The sequence below is a fragment of the Streptomyces yongxingensis genome (assembly GCF_055597465.1).
Genome location: NZ_CM145717.1, coordinates 2,826,391 through 2,848,054, shown reverse-complemented (window position 1 = coordinate 2,848,054; position 21,664 = coordinate 2,826,391). Strand labels below are relative to the sequence as shown.

The following is a 21,664-nucleotide window of genomic DNA, read 5'->3' as shown; positions in this document are numbered from 1 at the left end:
AACGGGGTTGGAGGGGTGGTTGTGTTGCGGCCGTCGCTCACGTGGCGGGGCGGCTCAGCGCTCCGGCGAGGGTCGTCACCACGACGGCGACGGCGAGAATCAGGGTCGCCACGTTCTGGTTGATGGTCTGGTCGAGGAGGCCCAGGGCCAGCGTGGGCACGATCGTGCCGGTGTAGGCGGACAGGAAGTACGTCGCGAGCAGATCCGCCCTGCGCCGCGGGTCGGCCAGCCGCTGGGTGACGGCGATGCCGCGGCGGAACGCCAGACCGATGCCGGTACCCGCCAGGAGGGTGCCGACGACGAACGTCACCAGTGACCGTGTCCACAGCCCGGTCTCGAACACCGCGACGCCCGCTATCAGGAACGCCGGCGCCGCCCAGCGCCCGGAGAGCCACCGTGCCGGGGCGGCCACTTGCGCGGTCAGGGCGATGAGGAACAGCAGCCCGACCTCCGCGCCGACGGCCGCGAGGTTGTGGACGTGCAACCGTTCACGGAGGAAGGACGGCACCAGCGACGAGAACAGCCCGCTGACCGCGAACGCGGCGAGGACGGCCGTGGCGGCTCGCAGGAATTCGGCCCGCGCCGCCCGCTGGTCGGGGACGGTCGGGCGGCGCACGGACACAGTGGGGCGCCGCCGGGCCGTGACGGTCTCCGGGGTGACGACGAGGGCGAGGAACGCCGGCACCAGGCTCGCGAGGTAGGCCCAGAACACCAGGTGCGTGGGGTCCGTGCCGTACTGGGCGAAAAGGCCGGCGACAACGGCACCCAGCCCCAGCCCGCCCATGTTCGCCGCCGTGGAGACGATGGACGCCCGCCGGGCGTGCTCCTCCCCGGCGAGCTCGCCCAGCGCCGCGGTCGCCGTGGCGGTGAAGATGCCGGTGCCCAGGCCGCACAGGAACCGCGCCGCCAGCAGGGTTCCCACGTCGTCGGCGACGAGGAACAGCGATGTGCTCGCGGCCGCGGCGACCAGGGCGGCGATCAGGAGGGGACGGCGGCCCGCGTCGTCGGACAGCGAGGCGAACACCATGAGGGCGAGCACCGTCCCCAGCGCGTAGACGGCGAAGACCAGCGTCGTGGTGAACGGTCCGAAGCCCATCCGCGGCGCCCAGAACACATACAGCGGGATCGGCAGCGTTCCACCCAGCATGACCAGGGTGTACACCGCGGCCACGAGCCAGAACCCGCCGCGTGCCCCCCGTCCGTCGCCGGGCGGCACGGCCGGTGTGCGGGAGTCCGGTGTGCGGACCTCCGATGCGATGTCGTCGATCATCATGCGGCCTTTCGAGTGCGATAACCACCGGCCACCACGCTAACCATCTTGGACCGATCGATCAAACATAGATTGACCAATCGATCCAAGATGTAGGTAGGATCACAGCGCAGCCGCGAAGAAGGAGGTGTGCCGCATGTCGGGCCGGAAGCAGTTCGACGTAGGGACGGCCCTTGATCAGGCCATGCGGGTGTTCTGGCAGCGCGGATACGCGGACGCCTCGCTCGATGCCCTCGGCTCCGCCACCGGCCTCGGGCGCGGTTCCCTCTACGGCACCTTCGGGAACAAGGACACGCTTTTTCGCCAGTGCCTCGACCGCTATGCGGCGGTCTACGGGGCCCAGTACGAGCAGGCGCTCGCCGCGTATCCCGGTGATCCGGTGCGTGCGGTGGAGGCGTTCTTCGATGTCATCCTGGCTCGCATCGCCGACCCGGCCGTCCCCACCGGGTGCCTCATCGCACAGTCCGCCACGCAGTCACCGACGTTCCAGGAGGAGAACGGCGCCAAGGTGCGCGGTCTGCTCGACCTCCAGCGCCGACGGGTGCGCGAGGCGCTGGCGGGGGCGTCGGCCGACCCCCGGGTGCTCGACGAGCTGGCCACGTACGTCGTCGCGGTCAACCAGTCGCTGGCCGTGCTGAGCCGGGCCGGTGCGCCGGACGCGGAGCTGCGCTCCGTGGTCCGGCTCGCATGCACCACGGTGGCGGACACGCTCGCCCGGACGGCCTCCGAGGGTGCCGCGCACCGCTAACGCGCCCCCATGCCCACCAGCCGAAACGCGCGGTCCGCTACGCCGCGATGACGGCCGCCGCGGTGCGGCCGCCGTCGACGTCCAGCGCGAGGCCGTGGACGAACGCGGCCTCGTCGCCCGCGAGGTGGACCGCCGCGTGCGCGATGGCCTCCGGACGTCCGACGAGCAGGGCGACGTCGAGCGTGCCGGTGCGCAGCGCCCGTACCGGCGACGGGGCCCGAGGACTGGTGGGCGGCCGGGTGGACGGTCAACCCCCGGACGGGCTGCGACGAGCGCATGGAAACATCGATTGACTATCGATAGGAATCCATCGATAGTCGATGCATGCATCGACTCTTCATCGTCGCGCTCCGGGCCGGCATCGTCGCAGCGATCATGGCGGGTCTCTTCGGCCAGATCGTCGTCATCCCGACGACGGCGGCCGACGAGGTCGACCGCTTCCCTCCCTACGCCCCGTTCGCCACGCCGTACGTGACGGTGGCGATCCTCGGCGTCGCCTGCGTCCAGGTGGCGCTCGTCGCGGTGTGGATGCTGCTCGCCATGGTCCGCCGCGGCGCGATCTTCACGCCGCTGGCCTTCCGATGGGTCGACACCATCATCGGCTCCTCGGTCGTGGCGACGCTGCTGGCGCTCGGCGTCACTGGGCATCTGGCGCTGGCCGAGATCCCCACTCCCGACGACGGCATGGAGGTCATCGGTGCCCTGGGAGCGGCGATGGTGAGCGTGGGCGTGGGGGCGGCGTTCGCGATGCTGATGGTCATCATGCGGAGCCTGTTGCGGAAGGCGACGGATCTGGAGACCGAGATGGCCGAGGTGGTCTGATGGCGATCGTCGTCGACCTCGACCTTCTGCTCGCCCGGCGCAAGATGTCGGTCGGCGAGTTCGCCGCCGCCGTCGGCATCACGCCCGCCAACGTCGCCGTGTTGAAGAACGGCCGGGCGAAGGCGGTGCGGTTCACGACGCTCGACGCCATCTGCCGCACCCTCGACTGCCAGCCCGGCGACATCCTGCGCTGGGTGCCGGATGACGCTGGTCCGTCTTCAGCCGGATGACAGCGGCAGTGAATCCAGCCCGTCCGGCGATCGAGGACAGGCCGGAGGGCGTTCGGGGGGCAGGGGGCGGAGCCCCTTGGTTCGGGGAGGGGCGGGCAGGGGAGACTCCGTGCCTCCCCGTCGCCGCTTTGGCGATCCGCACACCACGCACCCACAGGACTTGGCACGGTAGGACCATGACGAGCACTGATCCGGACACACCGCGCACGGACACGTCCGAGGAGACCCCCGCGCAACCCCGCCGCGTACCCGTGGCGCAGGCCATGCGGGGCGCCGCCCGGCAGTTGGGGGAGTTGCTGGGCACCGCGCCGGAGGCGGTTTCCGCGATGCAGCCGACGCCGGACGGATGGGTGGCCGATGTGGAGGTGGTGGAGCTGGAGCGGGTGCCGGAGACCATGACCATCATGGCCACCTACCGTGTGACCCTCGACTCACAAGGCCAACTCCTCGGCTACGAGCGGCAACACCGCTACGCCCGCGGTCAGCTCGACCGCGGACGCTAGACGCCGCGCGCCGGACCAGGCACGGCCGTTCCTTTGCCGGGTTTCCTCCCACGGTCCCGCGCCGGTGATGTCCGCGGCGCGGGGCCGTCCCCTGCGTGCGCGCCCATGTGTCATCCGCGCCGCATCGGTGAACGCCACCGCCACCGCGCCCGTATCAGACGCGGACAGGCGACCGAGCGCGACCGAGAGGAAGCACACGTGACCGTGATGACGCAGACCGGCGGGCTGCCTGCCACCGCATCGACCGGTTCAGGGACCGGAAGCCTCTTCGACATCCTCGAACTCATCCTGGACCGTGGCCTCGTCATCGACGTGTTCATCCGGGTCTCCCTCGTCGGCATCGAGATCTTGAAGATCGACATCCGGATCGTGATCGCCAGCGTGGACACGTATCTGCGCTTCGCCGAGGCGTGCAACCGCCTCGACCTGGAATCGGGCCGCAAAGCCCCGGACAAGCTGAGCGACATCGTCGGCAACATCGTCGAGGGCGGCGCCCGGGGCAAGACCGAGGGGGCGATCAGCGGCGCCCTCGGGGCCATCAGCGATGTCTTCGACCGCGACGACGAGGACAGGTGACCATGTCGACCACGTCCCCGTCCCTCTACATCTACGCGATCACCGGGTCCGATCATCCGCTGCGGCTGGAGGGACTGCGGGCCGTGGGCGGCGTGTCCGGCGCTCTGCGGGCGGTCACCGGCGGGCCGCTGGCCTGCGTGGTGAGCCCGGCGCCGCCGGACCTGCGTCCCAAGCGCCGTGACCTCGCCGCCCACCAGGAGGTCCAGGAGCGGCTGATGGCGGACGGCGCGGTGCTGCCGATGCGGTTCGGCATGCTGGCGCCCGACGACGCCGCGGTGACGGCGGCGCTGGACGGCAAGCGCGCCGAATACGTCCGCGGGCTCGAGGAGCTGCACGCCACCGCGGAGTTCAACCTGAAGGCGGCCCGCTCGCAGGACGACCTGTTGCGGGAGGTGCTCACCGAGTCCGACGACGCCCGGCGCCTCAACGAACGCACCCGCGACGGCGGTGGCACCTACGCGGACCGGGTGGCCCTCGGCGAGCTGGTCGCACGACAACTGGACGCACGCCAGCGGCAGTTGGCCGACCAGGTCGTCGGACGGCTGTCGGAGATGGCCCGCGGCAACGTGGTGGCCCCCCCGGCCGGGGACGACTTCCTCAACGCCTCGTTCCTGGTGGAGCGGGGGCGCGCCGAGGAGTTCTCCCGGGCCGCGCGGCAACTCGCGCAGGGCTACGGAGACGGCTACGACTTCCGGCTGCGCGGCCCCCTGCCGCCGTACAGCTTCGTGGCCTGAGGCGGGAGCGCCATGGGACTGCTGACCGGGCTGCTCACCTTTCCGCTGGCACCGGTGCGCGCCACCGTCTGGGCCGCCGAGCAACTGGCCGCGGCCGCCGAGCGCGACTACTACGACCCGGCGCCGGTCCGGCGCGCCCTCGCCGACCTGGAACAGGACCTGCTGGCCGGGCGGATCGACGAGGACGCGTACGACCGCCGCGAGGACGAGTTGCTCGACCGGCTGGAAGAGCTGGAACGCCGGGAACGGCCGGACGAGCGGAGAAGAGCCCCGTGACGACGACAGAACCGGTGGCGGGCGGGCTGGGCTCGCCACGCCTGCCCGCCACCCCGTACGGCCAGGGCGCCGAGGGCGCCCCGTCGCTCGCCGACATCCTGGAGCGGGTGCTGGACAAGGGCGTGGTGATCGCGGGCGACATCCGCATCAACCTGCTGGACATCGAGCTGCTCACCATCAAGCTCCGGCTGCTCGTCGCCTCCGTCGACAAGGCGAAGGAGATGGGCATCGACTGGTGGGAGCACGATCCGTCGCTGTCCTCCCGCGCCCGCACCCGGGCCGTACAGGACGACGACGCGGAGCGGTCCCTCACCGACGAGAACGCCCGGCTGCGCGCCGAGATCGCGGCGCTGCGGGCACGGGCCGAGGACAGGAGCGTGGACGGTTGACCGAGAGCGCACGGCGACAGCACATGGTGTACGCCTACGCGGTGCTGCGCCCCACCCCGGAGGCCGCACGGGCGGCGGCCGTACTGCGCGGGGTGGCGGACGAGCAGGTGGGGCTCGTGGAGACGGGGGACCTGGCCGCGGCCGTCGGCCCGGTCCCGGCCGAGGAGTTCGAGGAGGGCGCGCTGAAGGCGGGCCTGGAGGAGCTGCCCCGGCTGGAGGCGCTGGCCCGCGGCCACCACGGGGTGGTGGCGGGGCTGGCCCCGCTGGGCGCCGTACTGCCGCTGCGGCTGGCCACTGTCTACCGGGACGAGGACCGGGTGCGGCAGGTCCTCCAGGAGCGCCGCGACCAGTTCCTGCCGCTGCTGGAACGGCTCGCCGGACATGTCGAATGGGGCGTCAAGGTCTCCACCGATCCCACGGACTCCCTGGCGGGGGACGCGGCGGTGCCCGCCGAAGCCACGGGCGGGGAGGAGGCGCTCAGTCCGGGCCGGGCCTATCTCGCCGCCCGCCGCCGGCGCCGGCGCGGCGCCGAGGAAGCCTGGCAGACGGCGGCGCGGACGGCCGCGCGGATCGCCGAGGAGGCCGGGGGCCTGGCGGTGGGCAGGGTCGCCCATCGGCCGCAGCGCGGCGAACTCGCCCAGGTGGCCGGTGGCGGGACCGCGGGTGGCGGGAAGCCCGGTGGCGAGAACATCGCCAACGACGCGTATCTGGTGCCCGCCGACCGCGCCGAGGAGTTCCGCTCCCGTGTCCTGGCCGCTGCCGAGGGGCAGCCCGGGGTGCGCGTCGAGGTGACCGGCCCCTGGGCGCCGTACTCCTTCGCCCTTCCGCCCGAGCCGGCCCCCCGGCCGGAGCCCGTATGAGCGGGGCGTTGGACGGGGCCCGTATGAGCCGGGCGTTGGACGAGGAGGACGCACGGGCGCTCGCGGGCCGCGAGGTCGCCCTGATCGACCTGCTGGACCGGCTGCTCCAGGGCGGGGTCGTGCTCGCCGGGGACCTCGTCCTGTCCATCGCGGACGTCGATCTCGTACGGATCGACCTGCGCGCGGTCATCGCTCCGGTCGACGCCGAACACCCCGCCCCGCTGCTGCCCTGACGTAAGGCCCCGACGAAAGGAAACCGCGCATGTCAGCCTCCTCCTCCGCCGCCGCCCAGCGGCTGCGCACCGACGCGGACACGGTCGAGCGCGATCTGGCCAAGCTGGTGCTGACCGTGGTCGAGCTGCTGCGTCAGCTGATGGAGCGCCAGGCCCTCCACCGCGTCGACAAGGGCGATCTGACGGAGGAGCAGGAGGAGCGCGTCGGCATGACGCTCATGATCCTCCAGCAGCGCATGGAGGAGATGTGCGCCCGTCACGGCATCCGGATGGAGGACCTCAACCTCGACCTCGGCCCGCTCGGCACCCTGCTCTCCCCGGCGGGCCCGCCCTCCCGGTAGGAAGCCCCGGTAGGAAACCCCGCGGGACTCCCGGCGCGCCGTCGCACCGCCCGTTCAGCTCTTGCGCGGCCGCGGCTCGGACCGGTCGATCAACTGCCCCCTCAACACGGTCAGTTGATGGGACGCTTCGACCGCCCGGGTCTCGTCCAGGGAGGCGAGGGCCAGCACGAGGGTGTCCATGACGACGATGCCCGCCAGGGATTCCGCGGTGATGCCGGTGGGCGTGTGCGGGGCGCTGATCACCACATCGGCGTGGGTGGCCAACGGCCCCGTGGGAACGTCGGTGACCAGCACCACGCTCGCGCCGACCGCCCGCGCCCGATCCGTGAGCACGGTGAACTCCCGCAGCCGGCGGCCGGGGTGGAGGATTACCACCGCGTCCCCGCGGCCGAGGCTCAGCAGTTCGTCGGCCATGGTGAAGCCGGTGGCGCCGACGAAGCGCGCCCGGCGGCCGGCCCGGCGCAGCTTCAGCACCAGATGCCGGGCGGCGAGCTCCGAGGCGCCGACGCCGTAGGCGACCACCTCACGCGCGTCCGCCAGCGTTTGCACCGCTTGCTTCAGCACATCCGTCTCCAGTAGGCGGCGGCACTGGTCGAGACGCTCGGCGGCCTCGTCGAAGACCCGGTCCTTGATCTCGTCCAGGTCGTGGCCGACCCGGGCGATGCGCTGCTTGAGCCGCTCCTCGGGGGCGGTCGCGGAGGTGAAGCCGGCGGCGAGCTCCCTCTTGAGCGCGGGCAGGCCGGAGTAGCCGAGGCGCTGCAGGGCGCGGACCACGGTGGCGTTGCTCGTGCCGCTGGCCGCACCCAGCTCCTGTGCGCTCGCGAACAGCAGATTCTCCGGCGGGGCGCTGACCAGGTACTGGGCCACCACCCGCTCGGAAGCGGACAGCTCACCCCACATATCCCGGACCGCGGAGGCCAGCCGTGCCGTCCCGGCGTCGCTTTTCGGTTCGCTCATTACAGCTCTTGACTTCCCTGTGGCGGACATTACTATCTGGGCTCACCGTTCCAAGAACGCTGATTCCTGAAACACACGTTACAGCCCCTCGTGGGCCCGGGCCTCGGAACACAGGAGTGCCATGACAGCCGCCACCATCCCCACCGTCGAGATCTCCGGCCCGCCGGCCGAGCGCGGCCGCCAGTACGGCGAGGCGGCGCGCGACAGCATCGGCGGGGCGCTCGCCTACTACGAGGAGGCGTTCGGCGAATCCTCGGGGCTCACCTGGGACCAGGTCACCGCGCGCGCCGAGCGCTGGCTGGAGCCGGTCCGCGCCTACGCCCCCGAGCTCGTCGAGGAGATGCGCGGGATCGCCGAGGGGGCGGGTGCCGGGCTCCTGGACGTGCTCGCGCTCAACGCCCGCGGCGAGATCATCTACGACCAGACCTTCGCCCGGATGCGGGCCCGGGCGGACGCCGTCGCGGACGTCACGGACGACCGGGAGGTGACCGACGGCTGCACGTCCTTCGCCGTGCTGGGCGAGGCGAGCGGCGACGGTCACGTCTACTGCGGCCAGAACTGGGACTGGCGGGCGGGCGTCGCGGACACCGTCCTGATGCTCCGGATCGTCCAGCCCCCGCACCCCACCGTGATCATGCAGGTCGAGGCCGGGCAGATCGGCCGCCAGGGCGCCAACTCCGCGGGCGTCGCCCTCAACGCCAACGGCCTCGGCGGCCGGTTCGACGACGCCGTGGGGCTGCCCCAGACCGTGATCCGCCGCCGGGTCCTGGACAGCGAGTCGATCAGCGAGGCGGTCGACGTACTGTGCCGTACCCGCGGCCACATCGCCAGCAACGCCCTGCTGACCTGCCGTGAGGGCTTCGCCCTCGACCTCGAGACCACTCCGGGCGCACACGGCTGGATGTATCCGACGCAGGGGTTGCTCGTCCACGGCAACCACTACCAGACCACCGTCCCCGTCCAGCTCGCGGCCCGCTACCGCCCCGAGTCCTCCGACTCCCTGATCCGGGTGCCCCGGGCCGAGGCCGGGCTGCGCCGGCTGCGCGAGGCCGGCGCGCCGGACGAGTCCCGCAAGCTGATCCACCAGGCCATGTCCGACCACCTCGGCCACCCCGAGGGCCTGTGCACCCACCCCGACCCCCGGCAGCCCGAGGTCAAGTGGTGGACGACGCTGCTGTCCTCCTGCGTGGACCTGACCACCGGTGACTACCACGTGACCCCCGGAACCCCCTGCGACCACGCGTACCAGCACCTGCCCTGGAACCTCTACGACGGTCCGCACGCCCCCAACTGACGCCCCTCACGTCCGCACGAACGACCAGAGAGCCTGCCATGAGAACCAAGCTCTGTACCACCGCAGTCGGCCTCGTGGGTGCCCTGCTGTTCACCGCAGGGTGTTCCGGGGCGACCTCCGGGTCCGGCGGCGCGTCCGTCGACCCCGCGAAGCTCAAGCTCACCGACACCACCCCCAAGGCATCCGGCGCGGCCACCACGGTGAACTGGCTCGTGGAACAGGAACCCGCCTCCCTGGACATGGACGCCCAGGGCGGCAGCAGCACCCGTACCGTGATGGCCAACGTGTGCGAGCGACTGCTCCTGCTCAGGCCCGATATGACCACCGCGCCGCGGCTGGCGGAGAAGGCCGAGTACACCGGCGACAAGAAGCTCGTCCTCACCCTCCGCGACGACGTGACCTTCCACGACGGCGCCCGGATGACCGCCGACGACGTGGTGTGGAGCCTCAAGCGGCACGCCCGGCCGGAGATGAACGAGTCGGACGAGTACGAGGACGTCGACACGATCGCCAAGACCGGCGCGAACCAGGTCACCATCACCTTCAAGAAGCCGAGCGCCCTGTTCACCAAGGCCCTCGCCGGTGACGCCGGGATCATCATGGAGCGCCGGGCGGTGGAGAAGCAGGGCGACGACTTCGGCACCCCCGGCCACCCCGACGCCTGCACCGGACCGTACCGGCTGAAGAGCTGGAACTCCGGCTCCTCCCTCACCATCGAGCGCTCCGCGGACTACTGGGACAAGAGCGTCCGCCCGCTGACGAAGGAGGTCGTCTTCCGCTGGGCCTCCGGCAGCGCCCTGGTCAACTCCATCTCCACGGGCGCCGCGGACGGCGCCTATCTGACCGCCACCGGCCCCGCCGCCGTGCTGTCCAAGAAGAAGGGCGTGCGCGCCTACTACGGGCGGTCCACCACCGCCTGGTCGCTCAGCCCCACCAACAGCGGTGCGCTGAAGGACGCCCGGCTGCGCAAGGCGCTGTCGCTGGCCATGGACCGCGAGGGCATCGCCAAGTCCGGGTTCAACGGCCTCGCCGAGCCGTGGGCGACCCCGGTGGGCCCCGGGGCCTGGGGCTATGAGAAGGCCGCCTTCCAGAAGGCGCAGAAGGACCTCGAGCGCTCCACCGCCTACACCGTCTCGCCCTCGGCGGACGACATCGACCGGGCGAAGAAGCTGGTCGAGCAGGCCGGGGCGCCCTCGAAGCCGATCGTCGTCTCCAGCGACGGCGGCGAGAGCCAGACGGTCATCACCAACGCGGTGCGCGGCGCGGCCCAGAAGATCGGGCTGAAGGTCATCGTCAAGACGATCGCGTCGAGCCGTTACGACGAGTTCTTCTCCGACCCGGGGTCCCGCAACGGCTTCGACCTGATCCCGGTCGACTGGTACATCTCCAAGGCCGACCCGGCGGGCTTCTACGACAACGGCGTATCGGGAAACGCCAACAACTGGCTCGGCTACTCGGACAAGGGCTACGACGCCCTCGTCGGCAAGGCCCAGCAGACCATCGACGACCGCGAGCGCGCGAAGCTCGTCATCGACGCGCAGACCAAGTTCGCCGACGACGCGGTGTGGATCCCCCTGGTGCAGGTGCCGTCGGTGATGGTGCTCGGCGACACGTACACCGGCCCGCCGGCGTCCATGGTGTCGATGTACTACCCGTGGGCCGCCGACCTCGGCACGAAGAAGGGCTGACACCATGATCCGCGGACTGCCGCGGCGGATCGCCGGCCTGTTCGCCACGCTGCTCGCCGCCTCGTTCCTCATCTTCGCCGCCGTCTACGCGGCCCCCGGGGACCCCGCCGTCCTCCTCTCCGGGAGCCGGCAGGAACTCACCCCGGAGAAGCTCGCGGCGGTCCGCGCGGAGCACCACCTCGACGAGCCGCTCGTCGTCCAGTACGGCCGGTGGCTGTGGGACGGCCTCCAGGGCGACCTGGGCCGGTCGTTCCAGTACCGCGACCATGTGGCCGACCTGATCGGGGCGCGGCTGCCGACCACCCTGGAGCTCGTCGCCTACGCCACGGTGTTCTTCGTGGTGCTGGGCGTCGGCTCCGGAGTGCTGGCGGCGCTGCGCCGCGGCTGGGTGGACTCGGCGGTCGTCGGCGGCACCACGCTGGCCGCCTCGGTGCCCGCCTTCGTGGCGGCCATCGCGCTGGTCTCCCTGTTCGGGGTGCGTCTCGGCTGGTTCCCGGTGACGGGCCAGGGCGAGGGGCTCGCCGGGCGGCTGCACCATCTCACGCTCCCCGCGTTCGCCCTCGCCCTCAGCGCCCTCGCGGTGATCAGCCGGGTCACCCGGCAGGCCATGGCCGAGGCGTACGCCTCCGACCATGTGGAGGCGGCCCGCGCCTCCGGGCAGTCGGAGCGCCAGATCGTCATCCAGCACGTGCTGCGCAACGCGCTCGGCCCGATCGTCACCATGTGCGGGCTCGTCATGGCGGGCATGCTCGCCGGAACGGTGGTGGTCGAGACCGCCTTCGGGCTCAGCGGGATCGGCTCGCTGCTGGTCAGCGCGATCACCACGCATGACTTCCCGGTCACCCAGGCGGTGCTGCTGCTGATGGTCATCGGCTATGTCGTGGTGACGACGCTGGTCGACCTGATCCATCCCCTGATCGACCCCCGGGTCTCGCCGGGCGGGCAGCCGAGGGGAAGCAAGCCGGAAGGAAAGACCGCATGACGACGGTGACGGCCGGGGCACTGATCCCGGTGCGGATACGGGCCCGGCGCCCGGTACCGGTGATGATCGCGGGTGGCTTCCTCGCCCTGGTCGTGGTGGCGGCGGTGTGCGCACCCCTGATCGCCCCGCACGCGCCCGACGCGGTGGACCTGTCCGCCTCGCTCGCGGGGACCACCTCCCAGCATCCGCTGGGCACCGACGCCTCGGGGCAGGACCTGCTCTCCCGGGTGCTGTACGGCGCCCGGTCGAGCCTGCTGGCACCCCTGGCGCTGCTCGCGCTGGCCGCGCTGCTCGGCGTCACGATGGGCACGGTCGCGGCGTGGCGCGGCGGCTGGGTGGACACCCTGCTCTCGCGGGTGACCGATGTGATGTACGCCTTCCCGGGCCTGCTGTTCGTGGTCCTGGTGATCGCGGTCTTCGGCGACGGCCTCACCACGTCGATCATCGCCCTGGGGCTCGCGTACGCGCCCACCATCGCGCGGTACACCCGCAGTCTCGCCCTCGCCGAGCGGTCCAAGCCGTATATCGACGCCTATCGGGTGCAGGGCATGAGCGGGACCCGGATCTGCGTGCGCCATCTGGTGCCCAATCTGGCCGGGGCGATCGTCGGCTATCTCGTGGTGCTCTTCGGCGAGGGGCTGATGAGCCTGGCCACCCTCAGCTATCTGGGCTTCGGCGCCGGATCGCCCTCGATCGACTGGGGGCTGATGGTGCAGGAGGGGCAGGACGCCGTGGTGCAGGGGGCGCTGCTCCCGGCCCTCGTACCGGGCACGGCCATCGCCGCCGTCGTGGTGGCCTTCAACATCGTCGGGGTCCGGGTCTCGGACCGGCTGGGCAAGGGGAGGTAGCCGGCGATGCTGCTGGACATCGAGGATCTCACCATCGAGCTGCCGGCCGGTGCCGCCGCCCGGCCGATGCTCGCCGAGGTGTCGCTGAGGGTCGGCCGGGGCGAAGTGGTCGGCCTGGTGGGCGAGTCCGGCTCGGGCAAGTCCACGACGGCCCGGGCGGTGCTGTGCATGCTCCCCGAGGGGGCGCGGGCCTCCGGCTCGGTGCGGGTGGACGGCGAGGACGTGCTCGCCATGGACCCGGCCCGGCTGCGCCTCCACCGGTCCCGCACCGTCTCCATGATCTTCCAGGACCCGCGCTCCGCGATGAACCCGGTCCGCCGGATCGGCGACTTCCTCACCGATCCGCTCACCCGGGTCCTGGGCCTGTCCCGGCGCGACGCGGTGGCGAAGGCCACGGAGCTGCTGGCCTCGGTGGGGCTTTCCGACCCCGAGCGCCGGATGCGGCAGCGCCCGCACGAGCTGTCCGGCGGGATGCTGCAACGGGTCGTGATCGCCGCCGCCCTGTCCACCGACCCCGATCTCCTCCTCGCCGACGAGGCGACGAGCGCGCTGGACGCGACCACCCAGGCGGAGGTACTGGCCCTGCTGCGGGGCGTCCAGGAGGAGCGGCGGCGGGCCGGCAGCGGCCTCGGGACGCTCTTCATCACCCACGACCTGCCGCTCGCGGCCGCCTACTGCGACCGCGTGTACGTGATGTACGCGGGCCGTGTGGTGGAGCAGCAGCCCGCCCACGGGCTGTTCGCCGACCCGAAACACCCCTACACCCGCGGTCTGCTGGAATGCTCGCCCAGCCTGGGGGACGACCGCGAACCGCGGCCCATCCCCGGCCGCCCGCCCTCCCTGTCCGACGCCCTCACCGGCTGCCCCTTCCTCCCGCGCTGCGCACGGGCCGAGGCGGAGTGCGAGACCTGGGCGCCGGTGGCCGTCCCGCTCGGCGACGGATCGGAGAGGGACGGCTCCGCGGCCTGCCGCCGACTGGAACTCGTATCGAGGAGCAGCGCATGACCGAGCCCGCACTCGCCGTACAGGGGCTGCGCAAGACCTACGCACTCCCGGGCGGTGGCCGGACCACGGCCGTGGACGACGTCTCGTTCTCCGTCCCGGCGGGCGGCTCGCTGGGCATCGTCGGGGAGTCCGGCTCCGGCAAGACCACGGTGGCCCGGATCCTGGTGGACCTGGTGGGCCCGGACGCGGGGACCATCACGGTGAACGGGCGGGAGCGCACACCGGGACGGCGGGGCGGCGGACGGCTCCTCGGACCGGGCGCGCGCCGCGCCGCCCGGCTGGGCCGCGCCCGCGAGATCCAGATCGTCTTCCAGGACCCGTACGTATCGCTCGACCCGCGCCTGACCGCGCGTCAGTGCCTGCACACCGCCCTGCGGCTGCACGGCCGGTACGAGGGGCAGGCCGCCGCCGGCCGGATCGAGGAGCTGCTCGACCAGGTGGGCCTGGGCAAGCGGGAGGCCGACGCCCGCCCGCGCGGTCTGTCGGGCGGGCAGCGCCAGCGGCTGGCCATCGCCCGTGCGCTCGCCGTGGAACCCGAGGTGCTGGTGCTGGACGAGGCGGTGGCGGCGCTGGACGTGTCCATCCAGGCGCAGGTCCTCCGGCTGCTCGCCGACATCCGCCGGGAGACCGGTGTGGCCCTGGTCTTCGTCAGCCATGACCTGGCCGTCGTACGCCACATCACGGACGACACGCTGGTGATGCGGCGCGGCCGCGCGGTCGAGACGGGCCCGACGGCCCGGGTGCTGGACACCCCGGAGGACCCGTACACCCGGCTCCTGCTGTCGTCGGTGCCGCACGACGGCTGGGACCCGGCGGAGACGGTACGGCTGCGCGCGGAACTCGCCGAGCTATGACCGTGACCGCGGCCGCCGAAGGCGAGACATCGGCTCACTCCGGCACTCGACGGCTCAATGTGAGGAGCTGAGCCCGCCTCATCTGCGCATACGTAGCCAGTTGAATTTCCATACGTCGGAGGTATTCCCAGGTGCTCAAGTGCCCTGCACCATGCCGGTAGTTCACCACCGGATAGGGGAGGCACATACGTGACCGCGCCAACAGGGAACGGGATCTCTCGAAGAGGTGTGATCGGCGCCGCGGCCGCGGTCGGCGCCGGGGGCTGGCTGGCCGGATCCGGCACCGCCTGGGCCGCGCCCCAGGCGTCCGGCGGGGCGGCGGCCCTGCCCGAACGGATGGCCAGGGCCGCCGCCCCGCGGTGGCGGCGGATGCCCGGCGACTGGAAGGACGGCCCCTTCCTGGCCAACGGCCTGCTCGGCGCGGTGGTGTACCAGGGCGCCACGCCCAACTCCGTGAAGGTCATGCTCAGCCACAGTCAGGTGCAGGACCAGCGGCCCCAGTGGCGCGCCCCGTACGGCTACTCCCGCCTGCCCATCGGCCACTTCGACCTCACCCTCGCCGGAGAGGTGACCGGGGTGGACTGGACCCTCGACATCTGGGACGCCGAACTGCGCGGCACCGTCACCACCACCCGGGGCAGCGTCCGCTTCACCATGCTGGTGCACAACGCCCGTACCGCGCTGCTGATCTCCACCCGGCCCAGCGCGGGGGAGGAGAGCGCGGCCTGGTCGTTCACATGGATGCCCGCGGCCTCCCCCAGGACCAAGGACAAGCCCGCCGACTACACCGGCAACCCCGACCCCCGCACCGGCTCCGCGGGCGACACCCACTATGTGGAGCAGCCGCTGATCGCGGGCGGCGGCTGGACCACCGCCTGGCGGGAACGGCGGGTGGGCACCGGCAGGCTGCTGGCCGCCCACATCGTCTACCGCCACCCCGGGGACCTCTCGCGCACCACCGAACTGGCCGTCGCCGAGGTGGCCCGCACCCTCGCCGCCGACCCCGACGACCTGGTGCGCCCACACCGCGCCTGGTGGCACCGCTACTACCAGCACAGCCTGCTCTCCGTACCCGACAAGCGCCTTCAGCACTTCTACTGGATCCAGCTCTACAAGGCCGCCTGCGCCACCCGCGCCGACGGGCCCTCGATGTCCGAATGGGGGCCGTGGTACCCGGAGACCGGCGGCAGCTGGACCGCGGTCTGGTGGAACCTCAACGTCCAGATCGCCACCTGGCTGGTCCAGGGCTCCAACCACCTCGAACTCGACTCCGTGACCTCCACCTTCCGGGACTTCGAGAAGAACCTGCCGCTGTCCGTCCCCCCGGAGTACCGGGACGGGAACACCTACGCCCTCGCCCACCCCTCCGACTGGCTGCTGCGCCCCGGCGCCAAGACCGTCGGCATCCCCGGCACCTCCACCAAGACCGACAACAACGGCAATCTCATCTGGGCCATGCACAACGTCTGGCTCAGCTACCGCCACACCCTGGACATCCGCATCGTGCGCGACGTCCTCTACCCGATCCTCGCCAAGGCGGTGAACTTCTACGACCACTTCCTGTACGAGGGCGGAGACGGGAAGCTGCATCTGCCGCTGACCCGCTCACCGGAGTGGGCGGACGCCGAGGACTGCACCTACGACCTCTCCCTGCTCCGCTGGGGCTGCGCCACCCTCCTGGACTGTCTGCGCGTCCTGCGCACCGACCACCCCCGCGCCCGGCGCTGGCGCGAGATCCTGGACCGCCTGGTGGCCTACCCCCGCGATGCCACCGGCATCATGATCGGCGCGGCCAAGCCGCTCACCGAGTCCCACCGCCACTTCTCCCATATGCTCTGGCTCTATCCCCTGCACGAGCTGGACTGGGACCGCCCGGCCGACCGGGACATCATGCGCACCACCTTCGACCACTGGGTCAAGGACCGCAGCCTGTGGGCCGGTTACAGCTACGCCGTCGCCTCCTCCATGGCCTCGCGCATGGAACGGCCCGAGGAGGCGCTGGACTTCCTCACCTTCCTCACGGACGGCAACCTGATCAAGAACGCCTGGATCACCCCGAACACCATGTACGTCGAGGGCGGCAACCTCGCCACCGAAAGCCCCCTGACGGCGGCCCAGTCGGTGCTGGAGATGGCCGTCCAGAGCCACAACGGCGTGGTGCGGGTCTTCCCGTCCGTCTCCCGCCGCTGGCCCGACCTCTCGATCCACTCCCTGCGTACCCAGGGCGCCTTCCTGGTGGACGCCGACCGCTCGGCCGGGCGCACCCGCTGGATCCGCGTCCACAGCGAGGCGGGCGCCCCCCTCGTCCTGCACCACGGCATCCCCGGTCCGATCGACGTCCGCGACCACCGGGGCCGCTCCCTCCACTACCGCACCACCGGCCCCGGCCGTATCGAGATCCCCCTCGCCCGCGACGAGACGGCCCTGATCACGCCCCGGGGCCACCGCCCGGACCCGGCCCCGCGCGATGTCCCGGCCGTCGGCGACTCCAAGCCGTGGGGACTGCCGGACTGAGGTGAGCGATGAGCGAGCCCCCGCATCCCCGGGGGCTCGCTCGTCGCCGTGCCGTCAGGAGCTGCTCGCCGCCGCGAAGGGGACCTGGGCGGTGGGCGGTTCGGGGGTGGCGGAGGTGTGGAAGGGGTGGGACCACAGGCCCTGGCGGCGCAGCAGGGGCAGGACGCCCTCGCCGAACCAGTACGCCTCCTCCAGGTGCGGATAGCCGGACAGGATGAACTCGTCGATGCCGAGGCGGTGGTACTCGGCGATCCGCTCGGCCACCTCGGCGTGGCTGCCCACCAGGGCCGTGCCCGCGCCGCCGCGCACCAGGCCGACACCGGCCCAGAGATTGGGGTAGATCTCGAGGTTGTCCAGGCTGCCGCCGTGCAGGGCGAGCATGCGCTGCTGGCCCTCGGACTCGCTGCGGCCGAGGCCGTTCTGGATGGAGCGCACGGTCTCCGGGTCGAAGCCGTCGAGCAGCCGGCGCGCCTCGGCCCATGCCTGCTCGGCGGTGTCGCGGGTGATGACGTGCAGCCGGATGCCGAAGCGGATCGTACGGCCCTGTTCGGCGGCGAGGGAGCGGATCCAGTTGATCTTCCGGGCCACCTGGGCGGGGGGTTCGCCCCAGGTGAGGTAGACATCGGAGTGGCGGGCGGCGACCTGGCCCGCGGCGGGGGAGGAGCCGCCGAAGTAGACCTGCGGGATCGGGTCGGGGAGCCGGGCCAGCTTGGCGCCCTCGACGTGGAGGTGTTCCCCGGCGTGATCGACGGTCTTGCCGTCCCACAGGTCGCGGACGATGCCCAGGAACTCGCCGGTGCGGGCGTAGCGGGCGTCCTTGTCGAGGAAGTCGCCGTAACCGCGCTGCTCCTGGCTCTCGCCGCCGGTGACCACGTTGAGCATCAGCCGCCCGCCGGTCTGCCGCTGGTAGGTGGAGGCCATCTGGGCGGCGAAGGTGGGCGAGAGGAAGCCGGGGCGGAAGGCCACCAGGAACTTCAGCCGCTCGGTGTGCTGGCTGACCATCGCGGTGGTCAGCCAGGCGTCCTCGCACCAGGCGCCGGTCGGGGTGAGCGCACCGGCGAAGCCGAGGTGTTCGGCGGCGCGGGCGATCTGGGAGAGATAGCCGACGGACGGCGGGCGGTCCCCTCCGGCCGAGGTGACGGGGGTGCCATGGCCACCGCCGACGACATGGCGGCTGTCGCCGTTGGTGGGCAGGAACCAGTGGAAGGTGAGGGACATGGTGCGACTCCGTTCGGGTGTTGCGGTGGCGGTGGTTACAGGAGGCCGTGGCGGGGTGGTTTCGTTCCGTTCAGCACATAGCGGCCGATGTGCTGGACCTTCCAGCGGGCCGGGTCGTGCAGGGTGTGGGTACGGGCGTCCCGCCAGTGGCGGTGCAGGCCCAGGGCGTCCAGGGCCGAGCGGGTGCCGGACACCTCGAACAGCGAACTGCCCGTCTCCACGGCCGCGTTGGCCGCCGCCACCTTCGCCGCGGCCACCGCGATCGACGCCTCGGCGGCGGTGTCCTCGTCGAGGCGGCCACGGGCGGTGTCCACGGCCCGGGCGGCGGCGGACAGCAGGGCCTCAGCGCCCCGGACCTGGAGGGCCAGCTCGCCGAAGCGCTGGATGAGCAGCGGATCCTCGGCGGCGGTCTCGAAGCCGCTCTCGAACCAGGGGCGGCTCTTGGTGCGGACGAACGTCACCGCCTCCGCCAGCGCCCCCGAGGCGATCCCCGCGTCGATGGCCGCGTGCAGCAACTGCGCGAAAGCGCCGTGCAGTTGGGGCCCGCAGAAGGTGAGGTGGTGCGGTACGACCCGGTCGGCCGGCACCGGCACGGCCGCCAGCCGGACGGTGCCGCTCGCGGTCGTCCGCTGGCCCATGCCGTCCCAGTCGTCCACGACGGTCAGACCGGGCGCGTCCCGCGGCACATAGGCCACATGGAGATCGTCGTTCTCCGCGCGGGCCAGCACCGGGATCCAGTGGGCGAACAGCGCGCCGGTGGAGTAGTGCTTCACACCGGTCAGGGTGTACGAGCCGTCGGCGGCCGGGGCGAGACGAGTGCGGATGTCCTGGATGTGCCTGGTGCCCGCCTCCGACTGGGCGTTGCCGAACCGCTTCCCCGCCAGCACCTCGCCGAAGAAGAACGCCTGCTGGGCCTCCGTGCCCTGACGGCGCAGCACATTGACGTAGACGAAGTGGCTCTGCGGGATCTGGGCGAGGCTGGCGTCGGCGGCCGCGAGCAGCCGGAACACCTCGGCGAGGGTCACGGCGGACACCTCCGCGCCGCCGTACCCGGCCGGGACCGTGATGGCGAGGAGCCCGGACGCCAACAGCCGGTCCAGTTCGGCCCGCGGCAGCCTGCGTCGCGCGTCGCGCTCGGCGGCGCCCGTACGGAACTCCTCGGCCAGCGCCGCGGCCACCTTCAGCGCCTCGGTGTCATCGGCGATGACATGGGCGGGCTCGGGCAGGGACGGCACGGTCAGCTCGCCGCGGCCAGCACGGTGGGGTGGCCGAGCGCCGCTGAGAACTGGTCGACCACCTGCTCCAGCGCCCCGGCGGCCCCGGCGGCCACGCTCACCCCGCCGTCCGGCTCCACCGTGATGTCCTTGTCCAGGGTGAACCAGCCCTGGACGATATGGGCCGCGCCCATGGAGGACAGCACCGGCCGCAGCGCGTAGTCGATGGCCAGGACGTGGGCGGTGGTGCCACCGGTGGCCAGCGGGAGCACGGTCTTGCCCGCGAGCGCGTACTGCGGCAGCAGATCCAGCAGGGACTTCAGTAGCCCGGAGTAGGCGGCCTTGTAGACCGGCGTCCCCACCACGAGCCCGTCCGCCTGCTCGACCAGCGCCTTGGCCCGGACGATGGCCGGGTGCGAGAAGTCCGCGCCGAGCAGCGCGGCGGCGGGCAGGGTGCGGACGTCGAGCGGGACCACATGATGGCCCTGGGCGGTCAGCCTGGCGTCCAGATGGCGCAGCAGCCGGGCGGTGCGGGAGGTGGCGGAGGGGGAGCCGGAGAGGGACAGGACGGTGGCCATGAGCAACCCTTCGTGATCGCGGTCGGGGCGGTGGGGCGGGGAGCCGGTGGGGCGGGAGCCGGTGGGAACGGCGGTGGTCAGGTGAGCGCGGGCACCGGCTCCGGCAGTTCCGCCTCGAGCTCGCGGACCAGCGGCAGCACCCGCTCGCCGAAGTACTCGACCTCCTCCAGGTAGTGCAGGAAGCCCAGCAGGAAGAGGTCCACGCCGAGCCGCTTGTAGGCCACGATCCGCTCGGCGATCTGCTCGGGGGTGCCGATCAGCCCCGTACGGAAGCCGTCGTTGTACTGGACCAGGTCCTCGAACGAGGAGTCCTGCCACATGCCCTTGCCGTCGGCGGTGGACCGGCCCGCCTGCTGGACGGCGCCACGGAAGCCGGCCACGGCCTCGGTGTCGGCCTTGGCGACGATCTCGCGAAGGGTCTCGCGGGCCTCGGCCTCGGTGTCGCGGGCGATGAGGAAGGCGTTGAGGGCGAAGCCGGGCGCGGGGCGGCCGGCGGTGGCGGCGGAGGCGCGGACGTCCCTGATCTGCTCGGTGACGCCGTCGAAGTCCTTGCCGTTGCTGAAGTACCAGTCGGAGACCCGGCCCGCCATGGCGCGGGCGGCGGTGGAGTTGCCGCCCTGGAAGATCTCCGGATGTGGACGTTCGGGGGTGCTCAGCGGCTTGGGCTTGAGGGAGAAGTCACGGATCCGGTAGAAGTCCCCGGCCAGTTCGGCGTGGTCCTGGGTCCAGATGGCGCGCAGCGCCCGGATGAACTCCTCGGAGCGGCGGTAGCGCTCGTCGTGCTCCAGCCAGGGCTCGCCCAGCGCGCTGAACTCGCCCTTGAACCAGCCGCTGACGACGTTCACCGCGAACCGCCCGTCGGACAGGTGATCGGCGGTGGCCCCCAGCTTGGCCAGGACGCCGGGGTGCCACAGCCCGGGGTGGACGGCGGCGATGACCTTCAGCCGCTGGGTGGCCAGCAGCAGCGCGAGGCTGAAGCTGGTGGACTCGTGCTGGTACTCGGCGCCGTAGCTGGCCATGTAGCGGACCTGGCTGAGGGCGTAGTCGAAGCCGTTGTTCTCGGCGAGCACGGCCAGGTCGCGGTTGTAGTCATAGCCCCAGTCGGTGCGCTGCTCGATGGTGCTGGTGACCAGACCGCCGCTGACATTGGGCACCCAATAGGCGAAACGGAGGGGTTCTGCGGGCATGGGGAACTCCCGGTGGAGCAATTGCGGGCAGGGCGAATCGGCGCCCCGGCGGCGAGCGGAATTCACCGTGGCAGGGGCGCGGAAAGAACGGGAGCGCGAAGGGGCGCCGAAGGCGGGGCAGCGCGGCCGCATTTCCTGGGTGGCGGCGGCTAAAAGCCTTTCCCGATCATGGGAGGCGACGGGGAGCGAAGCGGAGGCGATCCCTCAGGGCTCGCTCGGACCCGTACGGCGGGTCAGGCCGGACAGCAACAGAACGCGCTGGAGACACGCGCGAGGTCGACGTGGCGTCGCCGCGTGAGGTCCTGTCGCTTCATGTCACCGATCCAACCAGGGGGAAGTCCTG

General features: G+C 72.0%; 25 protein-coding genes. 18 read left to right on the top strand and 7 right to left on the bottom strand.

Features of this window, described 5'->3' with window-relative positions; genetic code table 11:
• Nucleotides 1–37: 37 nt before the first annotated feature.
• Nucleotides 38–1,273, bottom strand: coding sequence for an MFS transporter (locus ACZ6TD_RS11935; protein ID WP_471353294.1), 1,236 nt, complete (start codon nucleotides 1,271–1,273; stop codon nucleotides 38–40).
• 133 nt (nucleotides 1,274–1,406) lie between these two features.
• Here ACZ6TD_RS11935 and ACZ6TD_RS11930 point away from each other — a divergent pair, with 133 nt between their 5' ends.
• From ACZ6TD_RS11930 to ACZ6TD_RS11880, 11 genes are all read left to right on the top strand, one after another.
• On the top strand, nucleotides 1,407–2,018 hold the full coding sequence (locus ACZ6TD_RS11930) for a TetR/AcrR family transcriptional regulator (protein WP_471353292.1): 612 nt from the start codon (nucleotides 1,407–1,409) through the stop codon (nucleotides 2,016–2,018).
• 324 nt (nucleotides 2,019–2,342) lie between these two features.
• Nucleotides 2,343–2,840: a DUF2975 domain-containing protein gene (locus ACZ6TD_RS11925; protein WP_471353290.1), complete on the top strand. Its 498-nt coding sequence runs from the start codon at nucleotides 2,343–2,345 to the stop codon at nucleotides 2,838–2,840.
• Nucleotides 2,840–3,070, top strand: a complete 231-nt coding sequence (locus tag ACZ6TD_RS11920; RefSeq protein ID WP_471353288.1) for a helix-turn-helix domain-containing protein — start codon at nucleotides 2,840–2,842, stop codon at nucleotides 3,068–3,070. The genes ACZ6TD_RS11925 and ACZ6TD_RS11920 overlap by 1 nt, the downstream gene beginning before the upstream one ends.
• Before the next feature lie 176 nt (nucleotides 3,071–3,246).
• A complete protein-coding gene (locus ACZ6TD_RS11915) occupies nucleotides 3,247–3,573 on the top strand; it encodes a gas vesicle protein GvpO (protein WP_470012809.1) in 327 nt (108 codons plus the stop codon).
• Nucleotides 3,574–3,780: 207 nt separating this feature from the next.
• Nucleotides 3,781–4,149, top strand: coding sequence for a gas vesicle protein GvpJ (gvpJ, locus tag ACZ6TD_RS11910; protein WP_471357665.1), 369 nt, complete (start codon nucleotides 3,781–3,783; stop codon nucleotides 4,147–4,149).
• Between the two features lie 2 nt (nucleotides 4,150–4,151).
• Nucleotides 4,152–4,883, top strand: a complete 732-nt coding sequence (locus ACZ6TD_RS11905) for a GvpL/GvpF family gas vesicle protein (protein WP_471353286.1) — start codon at nucleotides 4,152–4,154, stop codon at nucleotides 4,881–4,883.
• A gap of 12 nt (nucleotides 4,884–4,895) precedes the next feature.
• Nucleotides 4,896–5,159 carry a gas vesicle protein GvpG gene (locus ACZ6TD_RS11900; RefSeq protein WP_471353284.1) on the top strand — a complete coding sequence of 88 codons (264 nt, stop codon included), beginning with the start codon at nucleotides 4,896–4,898 and terminating at the stop codon, nucleotides 5,157–5,159.
• Entirely contained in the window at nucleotides 5,156–5,548 is a 393-nt protein-coding gene (locus tag ACZ6TD_RS11895; protein ID WP_471353282.1) for a gas vesicle protein, read from the top strand. Before ACZ6TD_RS11900 ends, ACZ6TD_RS11895 begins: the two co-directional genes overlap by 4 nt.
• Entirely contained in the window at nucleotides 5,545–6,408 is an 864-nt protein-coding gene (locus tag ACZ6TD_RS11890) for a GvpL/GvpF family gas vesicle protein (RefSeq protein ID WP_471353280.1), read from the top strand. The genes ACZ6TD_RS11895 and ACZ6TD_RS11890 overlap by 4 nt, the downstream gene beginning before the upstream one ends.
• A 23-nt stretch (nucleotides 6,409–6,431) precedes the next feature.
• Nucleotides 6,432–6,641 carry a gas vesicle protein gene (locus ACZ6TD_RS11885; protein ID WP_471357663.1) on the top strand — a complete coding sequence of 70 codons (210 nt, stop codon included), beginning with the start codon at nucleotides 6,432–6,434 and terminating at the stop codon, nucleotides 6,639–6,641.
• A gap of 29 nt (nucleotides 6,642–6,670) precedes the next feature.
• Nucleotides 6,671–6,982, top strand: coding sequence for a gas vesicle protein K (locus ACZ6TD_RS11880; RefSeq protein ID WP_471353278.1), 312 nt, complete (start codon nucleotides 6,671–6,673; stop codon nucleotides 6,980–6,982).
• A gap of 54 nt (nucleotides 6,983–7,036) precedes the next feature.
• Here the strand turns inward: ACZ6TD_RS11880 and ACZ6TD_RS11875 are convergent, their stop codons facing one another.
• Nucleotides 7,037–7,939 carry a MurR/RpiR family transcriptional regulator gene (locus tag ACZ6TD_RS11875; protein ID WP_471353276.1) on the bottom strand — a complete coding sequence of 301 codons (903 nt, stop codon included), beginning with the start codon at nucleotides 7,937–7,939 and terminating at the stop codon, nucleotides 7,037–7,039.
• A gap of 121 nt (nucleotides 7,940–8,060) precedes the next feature.
• Here ACZ6TD_RS11875 and ACZ6TD_RS11870 point away from each other — a divergent pair, with 121 nt between their 5' ends.
• The 7 genes from ACZ6TD_RS11870 to ACZ6TD_RS11840 all read left to right on the top strand — a co-directional run bounded on the left by ACZ6TD_RS11870 (nucleotide 8,061) and on the right by ACZ6TD_RS11840 (nucleotide 17,124).
• A complete protein-coding gene (locus tag ACZ6TD_RS11870; RefSeq protein ID WP_471353274.1) occupies nucleotides 8,061–9,233 on the top strand; it encodes a C45 family autoproteolytic acyltransferase/hydolase in 1,173 nt (390 codons plus the stop codon).
• A 38-nt stretch (nucleotides 9,234–9,271) separates the two neighbouring features.
• A complete protein-coding gene (locus ACZ6TD_RS11865) occupies nucleotides 9,272–10,921 on the top strand; it encodes an ABC transporter substrate-binding protein (RefSeq protein WP_471353272.1) in 1,650 nt (549 codons plus the stop codon).
• 4 nt (nucleotides 10,922–10,925) lie between these two features.
• Complete coding sequence (locus tag ACZ6TD_RS11860) at nucleotides 10,926–11,903, top strand: ABC transporter permease (protein WP_471353270.1); 978 nt, start codon at nucleotides 10,926–10,928, stop codon at nucleotides 11,901–11,903.
• The gene (locus ACZ6TD_RS11855; protein ID WP_471353268.1) at nucleotides 11,900–12,751 is read left to right on the top strand and encodes an ABC transporter permease; all 852 of its coding nucleotides are present in this window, start codon (nucleotides 11,900–11,902) and stop codon (nucleotides 12,749–12,751) included. The genes ACZ6TD_RS11860 and ACZ6TD_RS11855 overlap by 4 nt, the downstream gene beginning before the upstream one ends.
• A 6-nt stretch (nucleotides 12,752–12,757) precedes the next feature.
• Nucleotides 12,758–13,756, top strand: coding sequence for an ABC transporter ATP-binding protein (locus tag ACZ6TD_RS11850; protein WP_471353266.1), 999 nt, complete (start codon nucleotides 12,758–12,760; stop codon nucleotides 13,754–13,756).
• Nucleotides 13,753–14,610, top strand: coding sequence for an ABC transporter ATP-binding protein (locus tag ACZ6TD_RS11845; RefSeq protein ID WP_471353264.1), 858 nt, complete (start codon nucleotides 13,753–13,755; stop codon nucleotides 14,608–14,610). Before ACZ6TD_RS11850 ends, ACZ6TD_RS11845 begins: the two co-directional genes overlap by 4 nt.
• Before the next feature lie 189 nt (nucleotides 14,611–14,799).
• A complete protein-coding gene (locus tag ACZ6TD_RS11840; protein WP_471353262.1) occupies nucleotides 14,800–17,124 on the top strand; it encodes a glycosyl hydrolase family 95 catalytic domain-containing protein in 2,325 nt (774 codons plus the stop codon).
• A 54-nt stretch (nucleotides 17,125–17,178) separates the two neighbouring features.
• Here ACZ6TD_RS11840 and ACZ6TD_RS11835 read toward each other — a convergent pair whose 3' ends face one another.
• The 5 genes from ACZ6TD_RS11835 to ACZ6TD_RS11815 form a co-directional block, all read right to left on the bottom strand.
• Nucleotides 17,179–18,342 (bottom strand): LLM class flavin-dependent oxidoreductase, encoded by a 1,164-nt coding sequence (locus tag ACZ6TD_RS11835; protein ID WP_471353260.1) that lies wholly within the window; start codon nucleotides 18,340–18,342, stop codon nucleotides 17,179–17,181.
• A 35-nt stretch (nucleotides 18,343–18,377) separates the two neighbouring features.
• Nucleotides 18,378–19,577: an SfnB family sulfur acquisition oxidoreductase gene (locus tag ACZ6TD_RS11830; RefSeq protein ID WP_471353258.1), complete on the bottom strand. Its 1,200-nt coding sequence runs from the start codon at nucleotides 19,575–19,577 to the stop codon at nucleotides 18,378–18,380.
• 2 nt (nucleotides 19,578–19,579) lie between these two features.
• Nucleotides 19,580–20,134 (bottom strand): NADPH-dependent FMN reductase, encoded by a 555-nt coding sequence (gene ssuE / locus ACZ6TD_RS11825; RefSeq protein ID WP_471353256.1) that lies wholly within the window; start codon nucleotides 20,132–20,134, stop codon nucleotides 19,580–19,582.
• Between the two features lie 77 nt (nucleotides 20,135–20,211).
• Nucleotides 20,212–21,321: a dimethylsulfone monooxygenase SfnG gene (gene sfnG, locus ACZ6TD_RS11820; RefSeq protein WP_471353254.1), complete on the bottom strand. Its 1,110-nt coding sequence runs from the start codon at nucleotides 21,319–21,321 to the stop codon at nucleotides 20,212–20,214.
• A 233-nt stretch (nucleotides 21,322–21,554) separates the two neighbouring features.
• Complete coding sequence (locus ACZ6TD_RS11815) at nucleotides 21,555–21,635, bottom strand: putative leader peptide (protein WP_355853955.1); 81 nt, start codon at nucleotides 21,633–21,635, stop codon at nucleotides 21,555–21,557.
• Between the last annotated feature and the right edge of the window lie 29 nt (nucleotides 21,636–21,664).

Bases quoted from the DNA above. Each gene is read 5' to 3' on its own strand.
- ACZ6TD_RS11905 (WP_471353286.1), top strand. From the start codon at position 4,152: ATGTCGACCACGTCCCCGTCCCTCTACATCTACGCGATCACCGGGTCC.
- ACZ6TD_RS11855 (WP_471353268.1), top strand. From the start codon at position 11,900: ATGACGACGGTGACGGCCGGGGCACTGATCCCGGTGCGGATACGGGCC.
- ACZ6TD_RS11915 (WP_470012809.1), top strand. From the start codon at position 3,247: ATGACGAGCACTGATCCGGACACACCGCGCACGGACACGTCCGAGGAG.
- sfnG (WP_471353254.1), bottom strand. From the start codon at position 21,321: ATGCCCGCAGAACCCCTCCGTTTCGCCTATTGGGTGCCCAATGTCAGC.
- gvpJ (WP_471357665.1), top strand. From the start codon at position 3,781: ATGACGCAGACCGGCGGGCTGCCTGCCACCGCATCGACCGGTTCAGGG.
- ACZ6TD_RS11880 (WP_471353278.1), top strand. From the start codon at position 6,671: ATGTCAGCCTCCTCCTCCGCCGCCGCCCAGCGGCTGCGCACCGACGCG.
- ACZ6TD_RS11920 (WP_471353288.1), top strand. From the start codon at position 2,840: ATGGCGATCGTCGTCGACCTCGACCTTCTGCTCGCCCGGCGCAAGATG.
- ACZ6TD_RS11870 (WP_471353274.1), top strand. From the start codon at position 8,061: ATGACAGCCGCCACCATCCCCACCGTCGAGATCTCCGGCCCGCCGGCC.
- ACZ6TD_RS11845 (WP_471353264.1), top strand. From the start codon at position 13,753: ATGACCGAGCCCGCACTCGCCGTACAGGGGCTGCGCAAGACCTACGCA.
- ACZ6TD_RS11935 (WP_471353294.1), bottom strand. From the start codon at position 1,273: ATGATGATCGACGACATCGCATCGGAGGTCCGCACACCGGACTCCCGC.
- ACZ6TD_RS11900 (WP_471353284.1), top strand. From the start codon at position 4,896: ATGGGACTGCTGACCGGGCTGCTCACCTTTCCGCTGGCACCGGTGCGC.
- ACZ6TD_RS11865 (WP_471353272.1), top strand. From the start codon at position 9,272: ATGAGAACCAAGCTCTGTACCACCGCAGTCGGCCTCGTGGGTGCCCTG.
- ACZ6TD_RS11930 (WP_471353292.1), top strand. From the start codon at position 1,407: ATGTCGGGCCGGAAGCAGTTCGACGTAGGGACGGCCCTTGATCAGGCC.
- ACZ6TD_RS11925 (WP_471353290.1), top strand. From the start codon at position 2,343: ATGCATCGACTCTTCATCGTCGCGCTCCGGGCCGGCATCGTCGCAGCG.
- ACZ6TD_RS11885 (WP_471357663.1), top strand. From the start codon at position 6,432: ATGAGCCGGGCGTTGGACGAGGAGGACGCACGGGCGCTCGCGGGCCGC.
- ACZ6TD_RS11815 (WP_355853955.1), bottom strand. From the start codon at position 21,635: ATGAAGCGACAGGACCTCACGCGGCGACGCCACGTCGACCTCGCGCGT.
- ssuE (WP_471353256.1), bottom strand. From the start codon at position 20,134: ATGGCCACCGTCCTGTCCCTCTCCGGCTCCCCCTCCGCCACCTCCCGC.
- ACZ6TD_RS11875 (WP_471353276.1), bottom strand. From the start codon at position 7,939: ATGAGCGAACCGAAAAGCGACGCCGGGACGGCACGGCTGGCCTCCGCG.
- ACZ6TD_RS11850 (WP_471353266.1), top strand. From the start codon at position 12,758: ATGCTGCTGGACATCGAGGATCTCACCATCGAGCTGCCGGCCGGTGCC.
- ACZ6TD_RS11860 (WP_471353270.1), top strand. From the start codon at position 10,926: ATGATCCGCGGACTGCCGCGGCGGATCGCCGGCCTGTTCGCCACGCTG.
- ACZ6TD_RS11835 (WP_471353260.1), bottom strand. From the start codon at position 18,342: ATGTCCCTCACCTTCCACTGGTTCCTGCCCACCAACGGCGACAGCCGC.